This is a genomic window from Dactylosporangium sp. NPDC050688 (assembly GCF_040654515.1).
Classification (GTDB): Bacteria; Actinomycetota; Actinomycetes; order Mycobacteriales; family Micromonosporaceae; genus Dactylosporangium.
The window spans coordinates 59823-74553 of record NZ_JBFAIC010000052.1 but is presented as its reverse complement, the minus strand read 5'-3'; the positions used below and the strand labels follow the sequence as shown (position 1 = coordinate 74553).

Sequence of the window (14731 nt, the reverse complement as noted above, 5' to 3'; positions counted from 1 at the left end):
TGTCATGACGGCACCCCCACCTGCGTGCCGTCGGTGACGCCGCCGCCGCTGACCTCGACCCGGCCGGCGGCGAACATGCCGAGCTCGACCGCGACGATCCGGCTGGTGCCGCCCTCGACGACCTGCAGCCCGTAGCCGCCCTCGGCGAGCGCGAGCAGCGCCGCCACCGGCACAGTGAGCACGTCCTCCTTGCGCGCGGCGGTGAACCCGACCTCAACCGTCATCTGGTCCAGGCCCGCGAGCGCGGCCGCGTCGTCGGGGGTGACCGTCACCTCCAGGTTCGTCTCGGCCGGGGCGTTGCCCTGCGCCGGGGTGATGACCGTCTCGACCTTGACGACCTTGCCGGGCACGCTCTTGCCCGTGGGCAGCTTGACGGTGACCGCGGCGCCGACGCCGGCGAGGCGCTGGTCGGCGACCTCCAGGGTGACGGTGACGACCGGTCCGGTGCCGGTGCACGTGAGCAGCGGCCCGTTCGCCGGGTCGCCGGTCGCCGCCTTGTGCTCGTCGACACGGACCGGGCCGGCGGCGTACACGACCCGGCCGAGCTCGACCACGCCCGTCTTGGTGAGCCCGAGCTTGCCCTGCCACGCCTTGACCGCGGTCGCGGTGGACGCGGTGTACTCGTCGTCGACGGTGAATCCCTTGTACCCGAGCGCGGCCAGGTTCTCCTCGAACTGCCGCACGTCGTCGCCCTCGGTGCCCGGCGCGAGGTCGCGGTAGGCGGGCAGCCCGCCGTACAGCAGGACGACCGGCGTGTTGTCGACGCGGTACAGCGCCTGTCCACGTTGGACGGTCGCGCCCACCGCGGGCACTTCGGTGAGCGTGCCGCGCAGGCGCCCCGACACGGTGACCGAGTCGCCGTGGCCGAGCTTGCCGTCCTCCGTCTGCGTGTCGACCAGGGTCTGCCGGGTCACCTTCGTGGTCGTCGGCGGCGCGGCCGCCGACCCGGTGCTCGCGTCGCTGCCCCGGTCGGGCAGCCCGAGCCCGGCCGCCGCGGCGGCCCCGACGGCCGCGACCGCCGCGACGGTGGCCACCACCCGACCGGCCCTGCCGTGCCGCCTCCTGCCTTTCACCACCCTCATGCCCCGCTGCCCGTGCCGTTGGTCTGGGTCTTCGGGCCGCCGGCGCCGGCGCCCGGGGGCTTCGGCTGGTACTGCTCGCACACCTTCTGGGCCTTCTTGAACACCTCGCTGCCCGGGTCGAGGCTGCCGCCCTTGGTACCGTCGATGCGGATGCCGCCGTCCTCGCTCGGGTCGGGGAAGTCCGGCACGCCGTTCTCCCGCATGCACTGCGAGAACTTGCGCATCTTCTCCTGCGTCTCCGGGTCGGCCTTCCTCGGCTTGCCGCCGTTGGGCATGAACCGCTTGCACTGCTCGTTGGCCGCGTCGACCTTGGCCCGGTCGGTGCCCTCCGGCAGCATCATGGTGACCGAGCCGCCGTCGAACTGCGGGTCCGGCATGTCGACGCCGTGCTCGCGCATGCACTGGGCGTACTTGAGCATGGCCTCCTGGTCCTTCCCCGGGTCCCGGGCCTCGTTCCCGGTGCCGGAGCTCGCGCTCGCTGTCGGCGTGCCGCCGGCGCTGGCCACCCCGTCACCGCCGCCGGACCGGGCGCACCCGGTGGCGGTGGCACCGAGGACGAGCAGCAGGCCGAGCGCGAAGGCTGTCCTGACGCGCATCATGGTGTGTTCCTCCTGGCGGGCCGGGCACTCGCCGGCCGCTGCGCCGAAGTCAAGTCCGCGCCGCGTCACCGGGCCGTAACCGGAAATGTTGACGCCGCGGTGACATCACCACGCGTCACCATGGGGGGATGCGGATACTGGTGGTCGAGGACGAGCCGCTGCTCGCCGAGACGGTCGCGCAGGGGCTGCGCCGCGACGCGCACGCGGTCGACGTCGTCCACGACGGCGGCGCCGCCCTGGAGCGGCTCGACGTCAACGACTACGACGTGGTCGTCCTGGACCGGGACCTGCCGGTCGTGCACGGCGACGACGTGTGCCGGTCCCTGACCGGCCGCGACTCGACCGCGCGGGTGCTGATGCTGACCGCCGCCGCCGACATCGACGACCGGGTCGCCGGCCTCGCCCTTGGCGCCGACGACTACCTGCCGAAGCCGTTCGCGTTCCGGGAGCTGTCGGCGCGCGTCGCGGCGCTCGGCCGGCGGGCCCGGGCGGCGGCACCACCGGTCCTGGAGCGCGCCGGGATCCGGCTCGACCCGCACCGGCGCGAGGTGTACCGCGACGGGCGGTACGTGCCACTGTCGCGCAAGGAGTTCGCGGTCCTCACCGAGCTGCTGCTCGCCGACGGCGCCGCGGTCTCCGCCGAGCAGCTGCTGGAGAAGGCGTGGGACGAGCACGCCGACCCGTTCACGCACACGGTGCGCATGACGATCCTCAAGCTGCGGCGCAAGCTCGGCGACCCGCAGGTCGTGCTGACCGAGCCCGGCGTCGGGTACCGGGTGGCGTGACGATGAACCGGCTGACCATCCGGGCCCGGCTCACCCTCGTCTACGGCGGGCTGTTCCTGCTCGCCGGGCTCCTGCTGCTCGCCGTCACCTACGCCCTGCTGTACCAGCGGCTCAGCGCCCACACGCTCGTCGCCGGCACCGCCGGCGACCTGCCGCCGGGCCTGGCCGCCCCGCCGAAGGGCGACGCGATGTACGTGAAGCAGATCAAGGAGAACGTAACCAATGAGACCGGGCAGGTCCTGCTCACCCAGGGCGGGATCGCGCTGGGCGTCATCGCGCTCGCCGCGACCGCGTTCGGCTGGCTGATCGCCGGGCGGCTGCTGCAGCCGCTGCACCAGGTCACCGCGACCGCCCGGCGCATCGCCGACGCCCCCGACCGCGGGCTGCACGAGCGGATCGCCCTGGACGGCCCGCGGGACGAGGTGAAGCAGCTCGCCGACACGTTCGACGTCATGCTGGCCCGGCTCGACGAGGCGTTCGACGGGCAGCGCCGGTTCATCGCCAACGCCTCCCACGAGCTGCGGACCCCGCTGACGCTCAACCGGACCCTGCTCGAGGTCGCGATCGACCCCGACAACGCCTCGCCGGAGCTGCGCCACCTGGGCCGCACCCTGCTCGCCGTCAACGCCCGCCACGAGCAGCTCATCGACGGTCTGCTGCTGCTGGCCCGCTCGGAGCGGACGGTGACGGACCGGTCGTTCGTGGACCTCGCCGACATCGTCGAGCACGTCACCGCGCAGCTGCCGCCGGGGAAGGCGACGGTGGACTGCTCGCCGCAGGAGGCGCCGACGACCGGCAACGCGGTGCTGCTGGAGCGGCTCGTGCACAACCTGGTCGAGAACGGGGTCCGGCACAACCTGCCCGACGGCGGCTGGGTCCACGTCACGTCCGGCAGCCGCCCCGACGGGACCGTCGCGGTGACCGTCAGCAACACCGGGCCGGCCGTGCCGCGGTACGAGGTGCCGCGGCTCTTCGAGCCGTTCCGGCGCTTCGGGCCCGAACGGATCGCCGGCGTGCCCGGCGCGGGGCTCGGCCTGTCGATCGTGCGCGCCGTCGCCCGCGCCCACGGCGGGAGCGTGCACGCCGAGCCCCGCGACGGCGGCGGCCTGGTCGTCACGGTGATCCTGCCCACGGCGCCACCGGACGGCGGCGGGTTCCCGACATAACGACTTGCCGCGGTCCGGCAGACTCGGATCATGCCAGTACCGTCCGATCCACCCGCCGACACCGCCGAGCTCATCGCCCTGATGGGCACCGGCGCCAAGGTCCGGTTCCTGCACTTCTGGAAACACGACACCGACCCCGCCGCGCCGGCCGGGCGGGGCAGCCTGAGCCAGTGGGCGCCGATCGGGTTCACCGTCGACGGCGTCCGGTACGACACGGCCGAGCACTGGATGATGTGGTCCAAGGCGGTCCTGTTCGGCGACACCGTGACCGCCGGCCGGATCCTCGAGGCGCGGCACCCCGGCGACGTGAAGAAGCTCGGCCGGGAGGTCCGCGGCTTCGACGAGACGGTGTGGAAGCGGGAGCGGTTCGGCATCGTCGTGGCCGGCAGCGAGGCGAAGTTCGGCCAGCGTGACGACCTGCGCGAGTACCTCATCGGCACCGGCGACCAGATCCTGGTCGAGGCGAGCCCGCTGGACCGCATCTGGGGCATCGGGCTGAGCGCCCAGGACGCCTCCGCCGACGAGCCGGCGCTCTGGCGCGGCCTGAACCTGCTCGGGTTCGCGCTCATGCGGGCCCGGACGACCCTGGCCGGGTCATGACGTCGCTGAAGAAACACGAACCGGAGCCGCTGCCCACCTGGCTGGCGTGGCCGGTCCGGGTCGTCGCGGTCGCCGTGGTCGTGCCGTTCAAGCTGCTGTGGGAGCTGCTGGTCGCGATCCGCAGGTACGTGCTGGAGCCCATCCCGGGGCTGATCTACCGGTACGTCCTGCGCCCGATCGGCATCGCGATCGACTACGTCGTGCTGCGCCCGCTCGCCTGGCTGTGGCGCCACCTGATCTGGATACCGCTGGTCTGGGTGCTGCGCAACCTCGTCGTGACACCCCTGGCGTGGCTCGTCGAGCACGTGATCGCGCCCGCGCTGCAGGTGCTGTGGGACGCTACCGTCTGGCTGGCCAAGCGCACCCGGCTGTTCTGGGTGTACCTCGGCAAGGGCATCTTCTACGTCCTGTGGGCGCTGGTGCAGGCGGTCCGCTGGACCGTTGTCGCGCTGTACCGCTACCTCCTGCGCCCCATCGGCATCGCCGTCGCGTGGCTGGTCGAGACCGGGTACCGCTACGGCATCCGCCCAATCGGCCTGGCCGTCGCGTGGCTCGCGGTCGCCTTCTGGCGCTTCGTGCTGCGGCCGATCGGCATCGCGGTCGCATTCGTCGTCGGCGTCTTCATCCACTACGGCCTGCGCCCGGCGGGGCTGCTCATCGCCTGGTTCTGGCGGCACGTCCTGGTGCCGGTCGGGCGGGCGGTCGCCTGGGCGTGGAACCACTCGGTGGTGCTGCTGTGGCGGTACCTGGTCGTCGCGCCGGTCCGGTGGACCTGGCAGTCGGTCGTCGCCCCCACCGGCCGGTGGATCCGGGACTCGGTGCTCCGGCCGGTCGGGCACACCGTCGGCCGCGTCCTGGCCACCCTCGGCCTGCGCTGAGCAGCTCCGAGGGTGGCCGGCGACGGCGTCAGGCGGCCACCCGCGGCCCGCGCTGAGGGTGGCCCGGGGCGGGAGTCAGGCAACGGGTTCGAGCACCCGTTCCCGCGACTCCTCGACCTTGACGTGCGGCAGGAGCCGGTCGAGCCAGCCCGGCAGCCACCAGTTGGCCCGGCCGAGCAGCGACATCGTCGCCGGGACGAGGACCAGGCGGACCAGGGTCGCGTCGATGAGGACGGCCGCGGCCATGCCGACGCCGATCATCTTGACCGTGACGTCCGGGTCGAGGGCGAAACCGACGAACACCGCGACCATGATGGCCGCCGCGCCGCTGATGACCCGGCCGGTCGCGGACAGGCCCCGCACCACGCTGCCCTGCGCGTCGCCGGTGGCCAGCCAGTCCTCGCGGACCCGGGACAGCAGGAACACCTCGTAGTCCATCGACAGCCCGAACAGGACCGTGAACAGCAGGATCGGCACCCAGCTGGACACCGGCGTCGCGTGCGGCAGGCCGACCGCCCGCGCGCCGAGGTCGGACTGGAAGACGGCGGTCATCACGCCGTACGCGGCGGCCACGGACAGCAGGTTCATCACGGCCGCCTTGACCGCCACCACGGGCGCCCGGAAGAGCACGGTCAGCAGCAGCAGCGACAGCGCGACGACGAACGCGACGACGATCCACATCCGCTCGGCGAGCCGGTCGGAGATGTCGGCGAAGACCGCGACGAGGCCGGTGACGAGCGCGCCGTCGGGCAGCACGTCCGCCCGCAGGTGGTCCAGCAGGGCGGTGGTCCGCTCGTCCTGCGGGCCGGTCGCCGGCTCGACGATGATGACGGCGGCGTCGCCGGTACGTGCCGCCGGCGCCACCAGCGCGACCCCGGGCTGCGCCCGCAGCGCGGCGACGAGCCCGTCGACGTCGGGCACCCTGGCCGTGTCGACGGCGATGACGAGCGGCCCGTTGGCGCCGGGCCCGAACTCGGCGGACGTGAGGTCGTACGCGAGCCGCGTGGTGTTCGACGTGGGCTGGCTGCCGGCGTCCTGCGGCCAGGTGCGCATGCCGAGGACCGGCGCCGACAGCGCGGCGAGGACCAGCAGCGAGCCCAGGGCCGCCAGCACCGGCCGCCGCCCGACGACCGTCGCCCACCGCGCCGTCCACCCGGCCGGCGCGCCCGTCCCGCCACCGAGCCCCGCACCGCCCACGGCACCTGCGGCGCCCGCTGTGCCCGCGGCGCCCTTGCGGACCTTCCTGGGCAGGACGCGGCGTCCGGCCAGGCCGCACAGCGCCGGCACCAGCGTGACCGAGGCGAGCATGACCGCGCCGACCGCGGCGAACGTCGCGTACCCGAACGACGAGTACACCGGCAGCGTCGACAGCTTGAGACCGAACAGCGACACGAGCACCGTCAGCCCGGCCACGATGACCGAGGAGCCCGCGGTCGCGTTGGCCGCGGCCGCCGCCTCGCGCGGGGTGAGCCCGGCCCGCAGCCCTTCGACGTGCCGGGCGACGAGCAGCAGCGCGTAGTCGATGCCGACGCCGAGCCCGACCATGGTCGCGATCGTCGGCGCGGTGCCGCTGATGTCGGTGACCGTCTCCAGCAGCGCGATGACCGCGCTCGCGACGCCGAGCCCGGCGATCGCCACGACGATCGGCAGCCCGGCGGCGACGACCGAGCCGAACGCCAGCACCAGGATCAGCAGCGCCGCCACGATGCCGACGGCCTCGGCGGTGCCCGACGGCGCGGAGATGTTCTCGGCGACCTGGCCGCCGAACTCGACCTGCAGGCCCGCGCGGACGAGCGGCTCGGCCGCGGCCCGCAGCGCGTCCATGCCCTCGGTGCCCTTGAAGTCGGTGACCGGGATCGTGTACCGCACCGCGATCAGCGCCGTGTCCCCGTCGGCCGACATGCGCGGCGGCGCCACGTCACCGGCGCCCGGCATCGCGGCGAGCCGCCCCCGCAGCCCTTCCAGGGTCGCCGGGTCGACCGGCCCCTTGCCGTGCACCACGATCCGCGCGTCGGTGCCGGCCAGCGCCGGTAGGTGCGCCCGCAGGAACTCGGTCCCCGCCTGCGACTCGGTGCCGGGGACGTTGTAGTCGTCGTGCGGCGTACCCCCGAACGAGACCGACGACACGGTGAACGCGACGAGCACGATCAGCCAGGCGCCGATCGTGCGCCAGGGGTGGGCGGCGGCGGCTCCTCCGAGCCGGCCGAGCAAGCGGGACATGTGCGCCTCCAGGTCAGATGTATGCAGCCCCACCATCGCCGCCGCCACTTACAGCCCACTTGGAAGCGACTAGGACCCCGGAAGTTGACGGTGGCCGGCGACTTTCGGCGCTAGGCCCGGCCCGCCGGGGCGGCTGCACTGGACGGCATGGGAGCGTTCATGCGCAAGACCGCGCCGGTGGCCATGGTGCTCGTGCTGGCGCCGTTCGTCGGGGAGTTCCTGCTGGGCAACCTGTCGGTCCGGATCCTGCCGGCGCTGGTGTTCCTGGTGCCGATGTACGGCTGCGGCGCGCTGCTGATCCGGGAGGTGGTGCGGCGCACCGGGCGCGGCTGGCCGGCGATCCTGCTGCTCGGCGCGGCGTACGGGGTGATCGAGGCGGGCCTGGCCGACCAGGCGCTGTTCAACCCGGCGTTCGAGGGCCACGACTTCCAGGCCGTGACGCCGGTCCCGGCGCTGGGGATCAGCGCGCTGAACGCGATGTCGTTCGTGACCGGGCACGCGGTGTGGAGCATCGGCCTGCCGATCGCGCTGGCCGAGCACCTGACGCCACGGCGGCGCACCACGCCGTGGCTCGGGCCGGTCGGGCTGGTGATCGTCGCGCTGGGGTACGTCTGGGGCCTGTGGATCGTGTTCCGGGAGCTGTACGACAGCGAGGGCTTCCTGGCGTCCCCGGCGCAGCGGACGGGCGCGGCCGTGGTGGCGGCGCTGCTGGTGGTGGCCGCGTTCCTGACCCGCCGCCCCGGCCGGCGCGGCCCGGCCGGCGACCCGGCCGGCGACCCGGGTGGCGGGTGGGTGCCGCGGCCGTGGCTGGCCGGGGCCGGCGGGTTCGTGCTGTCCGGGGTGTTCGTGGCGCGGCCGGAGAGCTGGGCCGGCGTCTGGATGGGCGCGGCGCTGCTGTGCCTCGCCGCCGTCATCGTCCCGGTGTTCGCCCGCCGCCCGCGATGGACGCAGGGGCACCACATCGCGTTCGCCGGTGGGGTGCTGCTGACGTACGCGTGGCTCGGTTTCGTGCTGACCTGGCTGCTGGAGCCCGGCGACCCGGTGCGCTGGTGGGGCAACGCCCTGTTCGCGGCGGTGGCCGTGGCGCTGCTGGCCGCCTGCCGGCGGGTCGCGCACGCGGAGCGTCAGCGGGCGTCGAGCCCGGCGAGCCCCCGCTCGGCGTCGGCCACCCAGTGACCCGCGTCCCAGGCAGCGGCCACGGTACGGGCGAGCCCGAAGTGCTCGGCCGCCCGTTCCCGGTCGCCCAGCAGCGCGTACAGGCGGGCCAGGACGTCCGCGACCGGCCGCACCGCCAGCGCCGTGCTGCTCATCCCGGCGATCTGTGCGCGGACCGGCAGCAGCCCTTCGATGATCGCCGGCGCCAGGTCGGCCCGGCCGACGGCGACGGCGGCGAGCCCGCGTATCGCCATGAACGCCGACTCGAAGTAGTCGGGGCGGTGCCGGTAGGCGCCGATCGGGATCGTCCGCGCCTCGTCGAGCCGGCCCGCCGAGGCGAGGCTCAGGGCGAGCGCGTCGTCGGCGATCGAGCCGAGCGCCGCCTGCGCCGCCCGGGTCTGCGCCAGGTGCTCCCCGAACCGGTTTCGGCTGATGAGCAGGCTCGAGGTGGCGATGAAGTGGAACCCGTCGGCGTGCAGCGAACCCTGCCGGCGCATGACGGCGAGCGCCTCGTCGTACAGCCGCTGCGCCTCGGCGAAGTCGCCCGCGATGTGCGCCAGCGCCGCCCTGCCGCTGAGGTTGATCGCCTCCGGCTCCGGCAGCTGGTACGCGGTGGCGAGCACCCCCTGCCGGGCGGTGCGGGCCCGGACCTCGGCCGCGTCGTTGCGCACCGCGGCGCAGTTGGTGAGCGCCCGCTCGGCGACCCACTCGTAGGCCACCATGCCGTGCGCCCGCGCGAGGTCCCGCAGCTGCGCGGCGACGGCGGCGCGCTCCTCGGCCTCCAGGTCGAAACGCATCGTCCGGGCCCGGGCGACCAGGCCGAGCGCCTGCACCGCCGGGTCCGGCAGGGACGGGGCCAGCGCGTACGCCTCCAGGCCGGCGGCCGTGCCGCGCGGGTCGTGCTCGCCGTCGAGCTCGTTGGTGAGCGCGTCCAGCAGCCGCACCCTGGTCTCCGGGTCGAGGTCCGGCGTACGCAGCAGCCGCCCGAGCAGGTCGACGACCCGGTGGTCGATCACCCCGTACGTGCGGATCTGCCACGGGGTCGGCACGTTCCACGCGGTGAACGCCGCGATGAGCAGTTCCTGCCGCCCGGCGGCGACGGCGACGTCCAGAGCCTGGTCGCGGGTCTGCCGCGCCTGCGCCACCGCGCCCGCCTTCGCCTGCGCCCGCAGCAGCCGGCCGAGCAGGTCGACGCGCAGCTGGTCCCGGTCGCCGGGGACCGTCTCGGCCGCCCGCACGGCACCGGTGAGCAGCTCGATGGCGGCGTCGTACGCGTACCGGCGCTCCGCCAGCTCGGCGGCCCGCACCGCGTAGTCGACGGCGAGCGCCGCCGTGTCCGACGACGCGGCCCGTGCGTAGTGGTGCGCGAGCGCCGGGTAGTCGTCGGGCCGTAGCCGCCGGGTGCACGCCGCGACCCTCGCGTGCATCCTGGTGCGGCGCAGCTGCGACAGGTCCGTGTACATCGTGTCGCGGACCAGCCCGTGCACGAACCGGACCCGCCCGGGCGCGGGCTCCGTCAGCAACCCCGCGATCAGCCCCGCCTCCAGGGCGTCGAGGACGGCCCCCTCGTCGGCGTCGGCCGCCTCCACCAGGGTCTCCACGTCCGCCTCCCGGCCCACGACCGCGGCGAGGCGCAGTACCGCCACGGCCGGCTGCGGCAGCCGCGACAGGCGCCGGCGCAGCACGTCCCGTACCCCTTCCGGCACCTCCGACGTCGCGACCAGCGCCCCTTCGGAGGCCAGCAGCCGCGCCGACTCCCGCACGTAGAACGGGTTGCCGCCGGTGCGCTCCGCGAGCGCCGCCACCGTGCCCGCGTCGACGTCGGCGAAGGCGCCGACGAGCCGCTGCACCTCGTCGTGCCCGAGCCCGTCGAGGTGCACCCGGGCCGGTGACCGCCGGGCGAGCGCCGCCATCGTCTCGGCGAGCCGCTCCCGGTTGTCGGCGGGCCGGAACGCCGCGACCAGCAGCACCGGCGCGTCCGTGAGCTCGGCGGTACTGGCGAGCAGCAGCAGCGTCTCGGCGTCGGCGGCGTGCAGGTCGTCGAGGACGATGGCGACGGGGCGCGCGGCGGCGGCCCGCGCCAGCCAGGCCCGTACGGCGCGGTGCAGCCGGAACCGTCCCGCGGCCACGTCCGTGCGGTCGCCGCCGGGCGCCGCCCCGACGGCCGCCCCGGCTGGTGCGGCTGGTGTCCCGGGTGGAGGTCCGGCTGGTGGTCCGGCTGGTGGTCCGGCTGGTGTCGCGGGTGGTGGTCCGGCTGGTGGTCCGGCGTCGTCGAGCAGCGGCGCGACGGCCGGGGCGAGGTCGCCGGGCGGCGCCGCGTCCGCGAGCTGGCGCAGCGCCTCGACCCAGGCCCACGCCGGCGGGGCCCCGTCGACCTCGGGACACCGGCCGACGACCACGAGCCAGCCGCCGCTGAGCAGGTCCTGCCGGAAGCGGGCGAGCACGCTCGTCTTGCCGACCCCGGCCTCCCCGCTGAGCAGCACGATCCGCGGCCCGGCGACGACGGCCTCCGCCGCCGCAGCGCCGAGCGCGGCCAGCTCCTGCGTGCGCCCGACGAACACCTCACCCTGCCCGGCCGGCCGCGCGGCGTCGACGGCGCCGGGCCGGACCCCGCCGGGCGCCCGCACACCGTCGCCGTCCGCCGGCGCCAGGCTGTCCGGCGCCCGCAGGCTGTCGAGGACCTCGACCCGCTGGCCGAGGATCGCGGCCTCCAGGTCGACCAGCGCCGTCCCCGGGTCCAGGCCCAGCTCGTCGGCGAGGATCCCGCGGGCCCGGCGCAGCGCCGCGAGGGCGTCGGCCTGGCGGCCGGTGCTCCACAGGGCCAGGGCGAGCAGCCGCCACGCCTCCTCCCGCAGCGGGGCGTGGCGGGTCAGCACTTCGGCCTCCGCGACCGCCTCGGCGGCCCCGCCGGCGCGCAGCGTGACATCCAGCAGCAGCTCGCGGGCGGCGAGGCGGAGCTCTTCGAGGCGGGCCGCCTCGGGCTGCGCCCAGGATTCCTCGGCGAACTCGGCGTACGCGCCGCCCTGCCACAGCTCCAGCGCGGCACGCAGCTGCAGGCGGGCCCGGCCCGGCTCGGTGGCGGCGGCCGCGCGGGCGGCGGCGAGCAGCGACTCGAACCGCCACGCGTCGACGGCGTCGGGCGGGACCCTGATCGCGTAGCCGGGCGGCGCGCTGACCAGCATCCGGGCCGGCGCGCGGCGCTCGCGGCCGGGTTCGAGGACGCGGCGGAGGTTCGACACGTACGCCTGCAGCGACGCGATCGCCCGCGGGGGCGCCTCGCCGCGCCACAGGTCGTCGATCATCCGGTCGACCGAGACGACCGCGCCGCCGGCGGACACCAGCAGCGCGAGCACGGCCTTCTGGCGGGGGCCGCCGAGGTCGGCCGCACCGCCGGCGACGTCGGCCGCGAACGGCCCGAGCACTCGGATCAGCATGACGCGCGCCATCGTAGCCGCCCACAAGCCGTCTCCAAGACCGCTACAAGACAGTCTCCGCAGCGTGATGGGACAGCCGAGCAGATCGAGGAGAGACCGATATGACCACCACCGTCGAGCGTCCGTGGGTCCAGGAGATGGTCGTCGTGCACCGCGTGTTCCGGCGCGAGTCACGGCTGCTGCCCGGCCTCGTCAAGGGGGTCCGCTCCGGCGACGTCGAACGCGCCCGGTTCCTGGCGGGCATGTTCCGCGAGTACGACCACGGCCTGCACTCCCACCACACCTCCGAGGACACCCTGCTGTGGCCGAAGCTGCTGGCCAGGGTCGACCTGGACGCGGAGCTGGTGCTGCGGATGGAGCAGCAGCACGAGGTCGTCGCGCGAGGGCTGCGGGTGGTGGCGGAGCGGCTCGCGCCGTGGGAGGCCGACGCGTCGGCGGCGGCCCGGGACGCACTCGCCGAGGCGATGGACCGGCACCGGCAGGACCTGCTCGTGCACCTCGACGAGGAGGAGCGCTCGGTGCTGCCGCTGGTCGCGGAGCACATCACCGTCGCGGAGTGGAACGAGCTCGGCGAGGCTGCCCGCTCGCACGCGCCGAAGGACAAGCTGCTGTTCATGCTCGGCGCGCTGCTGGAGGAGGCGACCCCGGACGAGACGGCGCGCTTCCTGTCGCACCTGCCGGTGCCGGCCCGGCTGCTGTGGCACACGGTCGGCCGCCGCCAGTACGCCAAGCAGATGCGCAAGGTCCGCGGGCGTCAGTTGGACGTGTAGCCGGGGACCTCCTGCGTGCCGTCGGCGGTCTCCACCCGGTCGGTCTCGCCGTCGAAGTCGTCGTCGTGGTAGATCAGGTCGATCCGGCCGTCGTGGTCCTGGTCGTAGGCGACCCGGTCGATGAGGCCGTCGGCGTTGGTGTCCCACATCGCGACGTCGGTGACGCCGTCGTGGTTCTCGTCGGCGAGCAGCACGTCGGCGGTGCCGTCGCCGTCGCTGTCGTAGCTGACCGTCTCCAGCCCGTCGGTCGAGGGAGGCGATCCGTCTCCGGCAGACTCCGTCTCGGCAGCCGGGCTCAGTCCGGCCGCCACGCCGTGGCCCTCCTCGTGGCCGAACAGGGCGTGCGGGTCCGCGTAGTCGTCCGGGTCGAACTCGCCGGTGTCGAAGTCGAACCCGTCGGACTGCAGGCCGAAATCACTCATATCTGTCACCTTTCCAGCACCGCCGGAGCCGGCGCCACCCGGGACGCGTGCGGGGGGGGGCGTGGGAAGGCCCTACGACGACCGGTCCGCCGGCCCTGACGGGCGGTCCGGTCGCCCGCCGTCCCCGGTGCGCCGGGCGGCCCCGGCGGCGGCGTCTGCCGCCAGGTCGGCCCGGCGCATCCCGTACACGAAATACAGCACCAGACCGGCGGCCATCCAGATCAGGAACCGCACCCACGTGATGACCGGCAGGTTCAGCATCAGCCACACGCTCGCCAGCACGCTGATCGCCGGCAGCCACGGCACCCCCGGCGCCCGGAAGGCGCGCGGCAGATCGGGGCGGGTGCGGCGCAGGACGACCACGCCGATCGACACGACCACGAACGCGAACAGCGTGCCGATGCTGGTCAGCTCCGACAGCTCCGACAGCGGGACGAACGCGGCGAGGACGGCGACCACGACGCCGGTGATCGTCGACATGACCCATGGCGTGCCGTGCCTGGGGTGGACCTTCGCCAGGACCGGCGGCAGCAGGCCGTCGCGGGCCATGGCGAACGAGACCCGGGCCTGCCCGAGGAGCAGCACGAGGATGACCGACGTGATGCCGCACACGGCGCCGAGGGAGATGAGGTCGGCCGCCCAGCCCTGCCCGACGAGGTCGAAGGCCTTGGCGAGGGGTGCGGCGGTGTCGAGCTCGCCGAAGGGGACCATGCCGGTGACGACGGCGGCGGTCGCCATGTACAGCACGCCGCAGATGACGAGCGAGCCGATGACGCCCCACGGGACGTCGCGCTGCGGGTTGCGGGTCTCCTCGGCGGTGGTCGCGACGACGTCGAAGCCGATGTAGGCGAAGAAGACGATCGAGGCGGCCGCGACGATGCCGAACCAGCCGAAGTGCTGCGGGGTGATCCCGGCGAGGATCTGCAGCAGCGGGGCGTCGGCGCCGCTGGCCTTCTCCGACGCGACGGCGTGGGGGATGAACGGGGTGTAGTTGGCCGCCTTGACGAAGAACAGGCCGAGGCCGATGACGAACACGACGACGGCGACCTTGATCACGACGAGCACGCCGGTGACCCGGCCGGACAGCTTCGCCCCCATGATCGCCACGACGGTGAGGGCGGCGACGATGAAGGCGGCGCCGAAGTCCGGCACGGCCTTGTCCCCGGCGAGCCAGGTGGGCAGGTCGAGGAGCTCCTGCAGGTAGGCCGACCAGCCGCGGGACACCACGGCGGCGCCGAGGGCGAGCTCCAGGCACAGGTCCCAGCCGATGATCCAGGCGACGAACTGCCCGAGGGTGGCGTAGGAGAAGGTGTACGCGGAGCCGGCGACCGGCACGCTGGAGGCGAACTCGGCGTAGCACAGGGCGGCCAGGGAGCACACCACGCCGGCCAGGGCGAAGGACAGCACGATCGCCGGGCCGGCGTTGCGTGCGGCCTGCTGGCCGGTCAGCACGAAAATGCCCGTGCCGATGATCACACCGACGCCGAAGACCGTCAGGTGGAACGCCGACAGGTTCTTGCGCAGTCCTCTGCCCGGTTCGTCCGTGTCCCGCAGGGACTGCTCGATCGACTTCGTCCGGAAGATCGACATCGGCGCACCTCCAGAGGGCCTCAAAACCGA

Annotated in this window: 12 protein-coding genes; 6 read left to right on the top strand and 6 right to left on the bottom strand. The window is 74.4% G+C overall.

Going from position 1 to position 14731, the window contains the following annotated elements:
- Positions 1-2: 2 nt before the first annotated feature.
- Positions 3-1082: a peptidoglycan-binding protein gene (locus tag AB0H83_RS36520; protein WP_360103218.1), complete on the bottom strand. Its 1080-nt coding sequence runs from the start codon at positions 1080-1082 to the stop codon at positions 3-5.
- Entirely contained in the window at positions 1079-1681 is a 603-nt protein-coding gene (locus tag AB0H83_RS36515) for a hypothetical protein (RefSeq protein ID WP_360103216.1), read from the bottom strand. The genes AB0H83_RS36520 and AB0H83_RS36515 overlap by 4 nt, the downstream gene beginning before the upstream one ends.
- Before the next feature lie 128 nt (positions 1682-1809).
- Between AB0H83_RS36515 and AB0H83_RS36510 the strand changes: the two genes are divergently transcribed.
- Genes AB0H83_RS36510 through AB0H83_RS36495 form a run of 4 tightly spaced genes read left to right on the top strand, consistent with a single transcriptional unit; the run spans position 1810 to position 5110 of the window.
- A complete protein-coding gene (locus AB0H83_RS36510) occupies positions 1810-2466 on the top strand; it encodes a response regulator transcription factor (protein WP_360103214.1) in 657 nt (218 codons plus the stop codon).
- Positions 2467-2468: 2 nt separating this feature from the next.
- Positions 2469-3632, top strand: a complete 1164-nt coding sequence (locus AB0H83_RS36505) for a HAMP domain-containing sensor histidine kinase (protein ID WP_360103212.1) — start codon at positions 2469-2471, stop codon at positions 3630-3632.
- A gap of 30 nt (positions 3633-3662) precedes the next feature.
- Positions 3663-4232 (top strand): NADAR family protein, encoded by a 570-nt coding sequence (locus AB0H83_RS36500; RefSeq protein WP_360103210.1) that lies wholly within the window; start codon positions 3663-3665, stop codon positions 4230-4232.
- A complete protein-coding gene (locus AB0H83_RS36495) occupies positions 4229-5110 on the top strand; it encodes a hypothetical protein (RefSeq protein WP_360103208.1) in 882 nt (293 codons plus the stop codon). Before AB0H83_RS36500 ends, AB0H83_RS36495 begins: the two co-directional genes overlap by 4 nt.
- A 75-nt stretch (positions 5111-5185) precedes the next feature.
- Here AB0H83_RS36495 and AB0H83_RS36490 read toward each other — a convergent pair whose 3' ends face one another.
- Positions 5186-7330, bottom strand: a complete 2145-nt coding sequence (locus AB0H83_RS36490; RefSeq protein WP_360103206.1) for an MMPL family transporter — start codon at positions 7328-7330, stop codon at positions 5186-5188.
- Positions 7331-7477: 147 nt separating this feature from the next.
- Here AB0H83_RS36490 and AB0H83_RS36485 point away from each other — a divergent pair, with 147 nt between their 5' ends.
- Entirely contained in the window at positions 7478-8506 is a 1029-nt protein-coding gene (locus AB0H83_RS36485) for a hypothetical protein (protein ID WP_360103204.1), read from the top strand.
- On the opposite strand, the gene AB0H83_RS36480 is transcribed toward AB0H83_RS36485, so the two are convergent.
- The gene (locus AB0H83_RS36480) at positions 8455-11919 is read right to left on the bottom strand and encodes a BTAD domain-containing putative transcriptional regulator (RefSeq protein WP_360103202.1); all 3465 of its coding nucleotides are present in this window, start codon (positions 11917-11919) and stop codon (positions 8455-8457) included. The genes AB0H83_RS36485 and AB0H83_RS36480 overlap by 52 nt on opposite strands.
- A gap of 101 nt (positions 11920-12020) precedes the next feature.
- On the opposite strand from AB0H83_RS36480, the gene AB0H83_RS36475 reads away from it, so the two are divergent.
- On the top strand, positions 12021-12689 hold the full coding sequence (locus tag AB0H83_RS36475) for a hemerythrin domain-containing protein (RefSeq protein ID WP_360103200.1): 669 nt from the start codon (positions 12021-12023) through the stop codon (positions 12687-12689).
- Here the strand turns inward: AB0H83_RS36475 and AB0H83_RS36470 are convergent.
- A complete protein-coding gene (locus AB0H83_RS36470; RefSeq protein ID WP_360103198.1) occupies positions 12674-13111 on the bottom strand; it encodes a hypothetical protein in 438 nt (145 codons plus the stop codon). The genes AB0H83_RS36475 and AB0H83_RS36470 overlap by 16 nt on opposite strands.
- 72 nt (positions 13112-13183) lie before the next feature.
- Positions 13184-14701 carry an amino acid permease gene (locus AB0H83_RS36465; protein WP_360103196.1) on the bottom strand — a complete coding sequence of 506 codons (1518 nt, stop codon included), beginning with the start codon at positions 14699-14701 and terminating at the stop codon, positions 13184-13186.
- Positions 14702-14731: the final 30 nt, after the last annotated feature.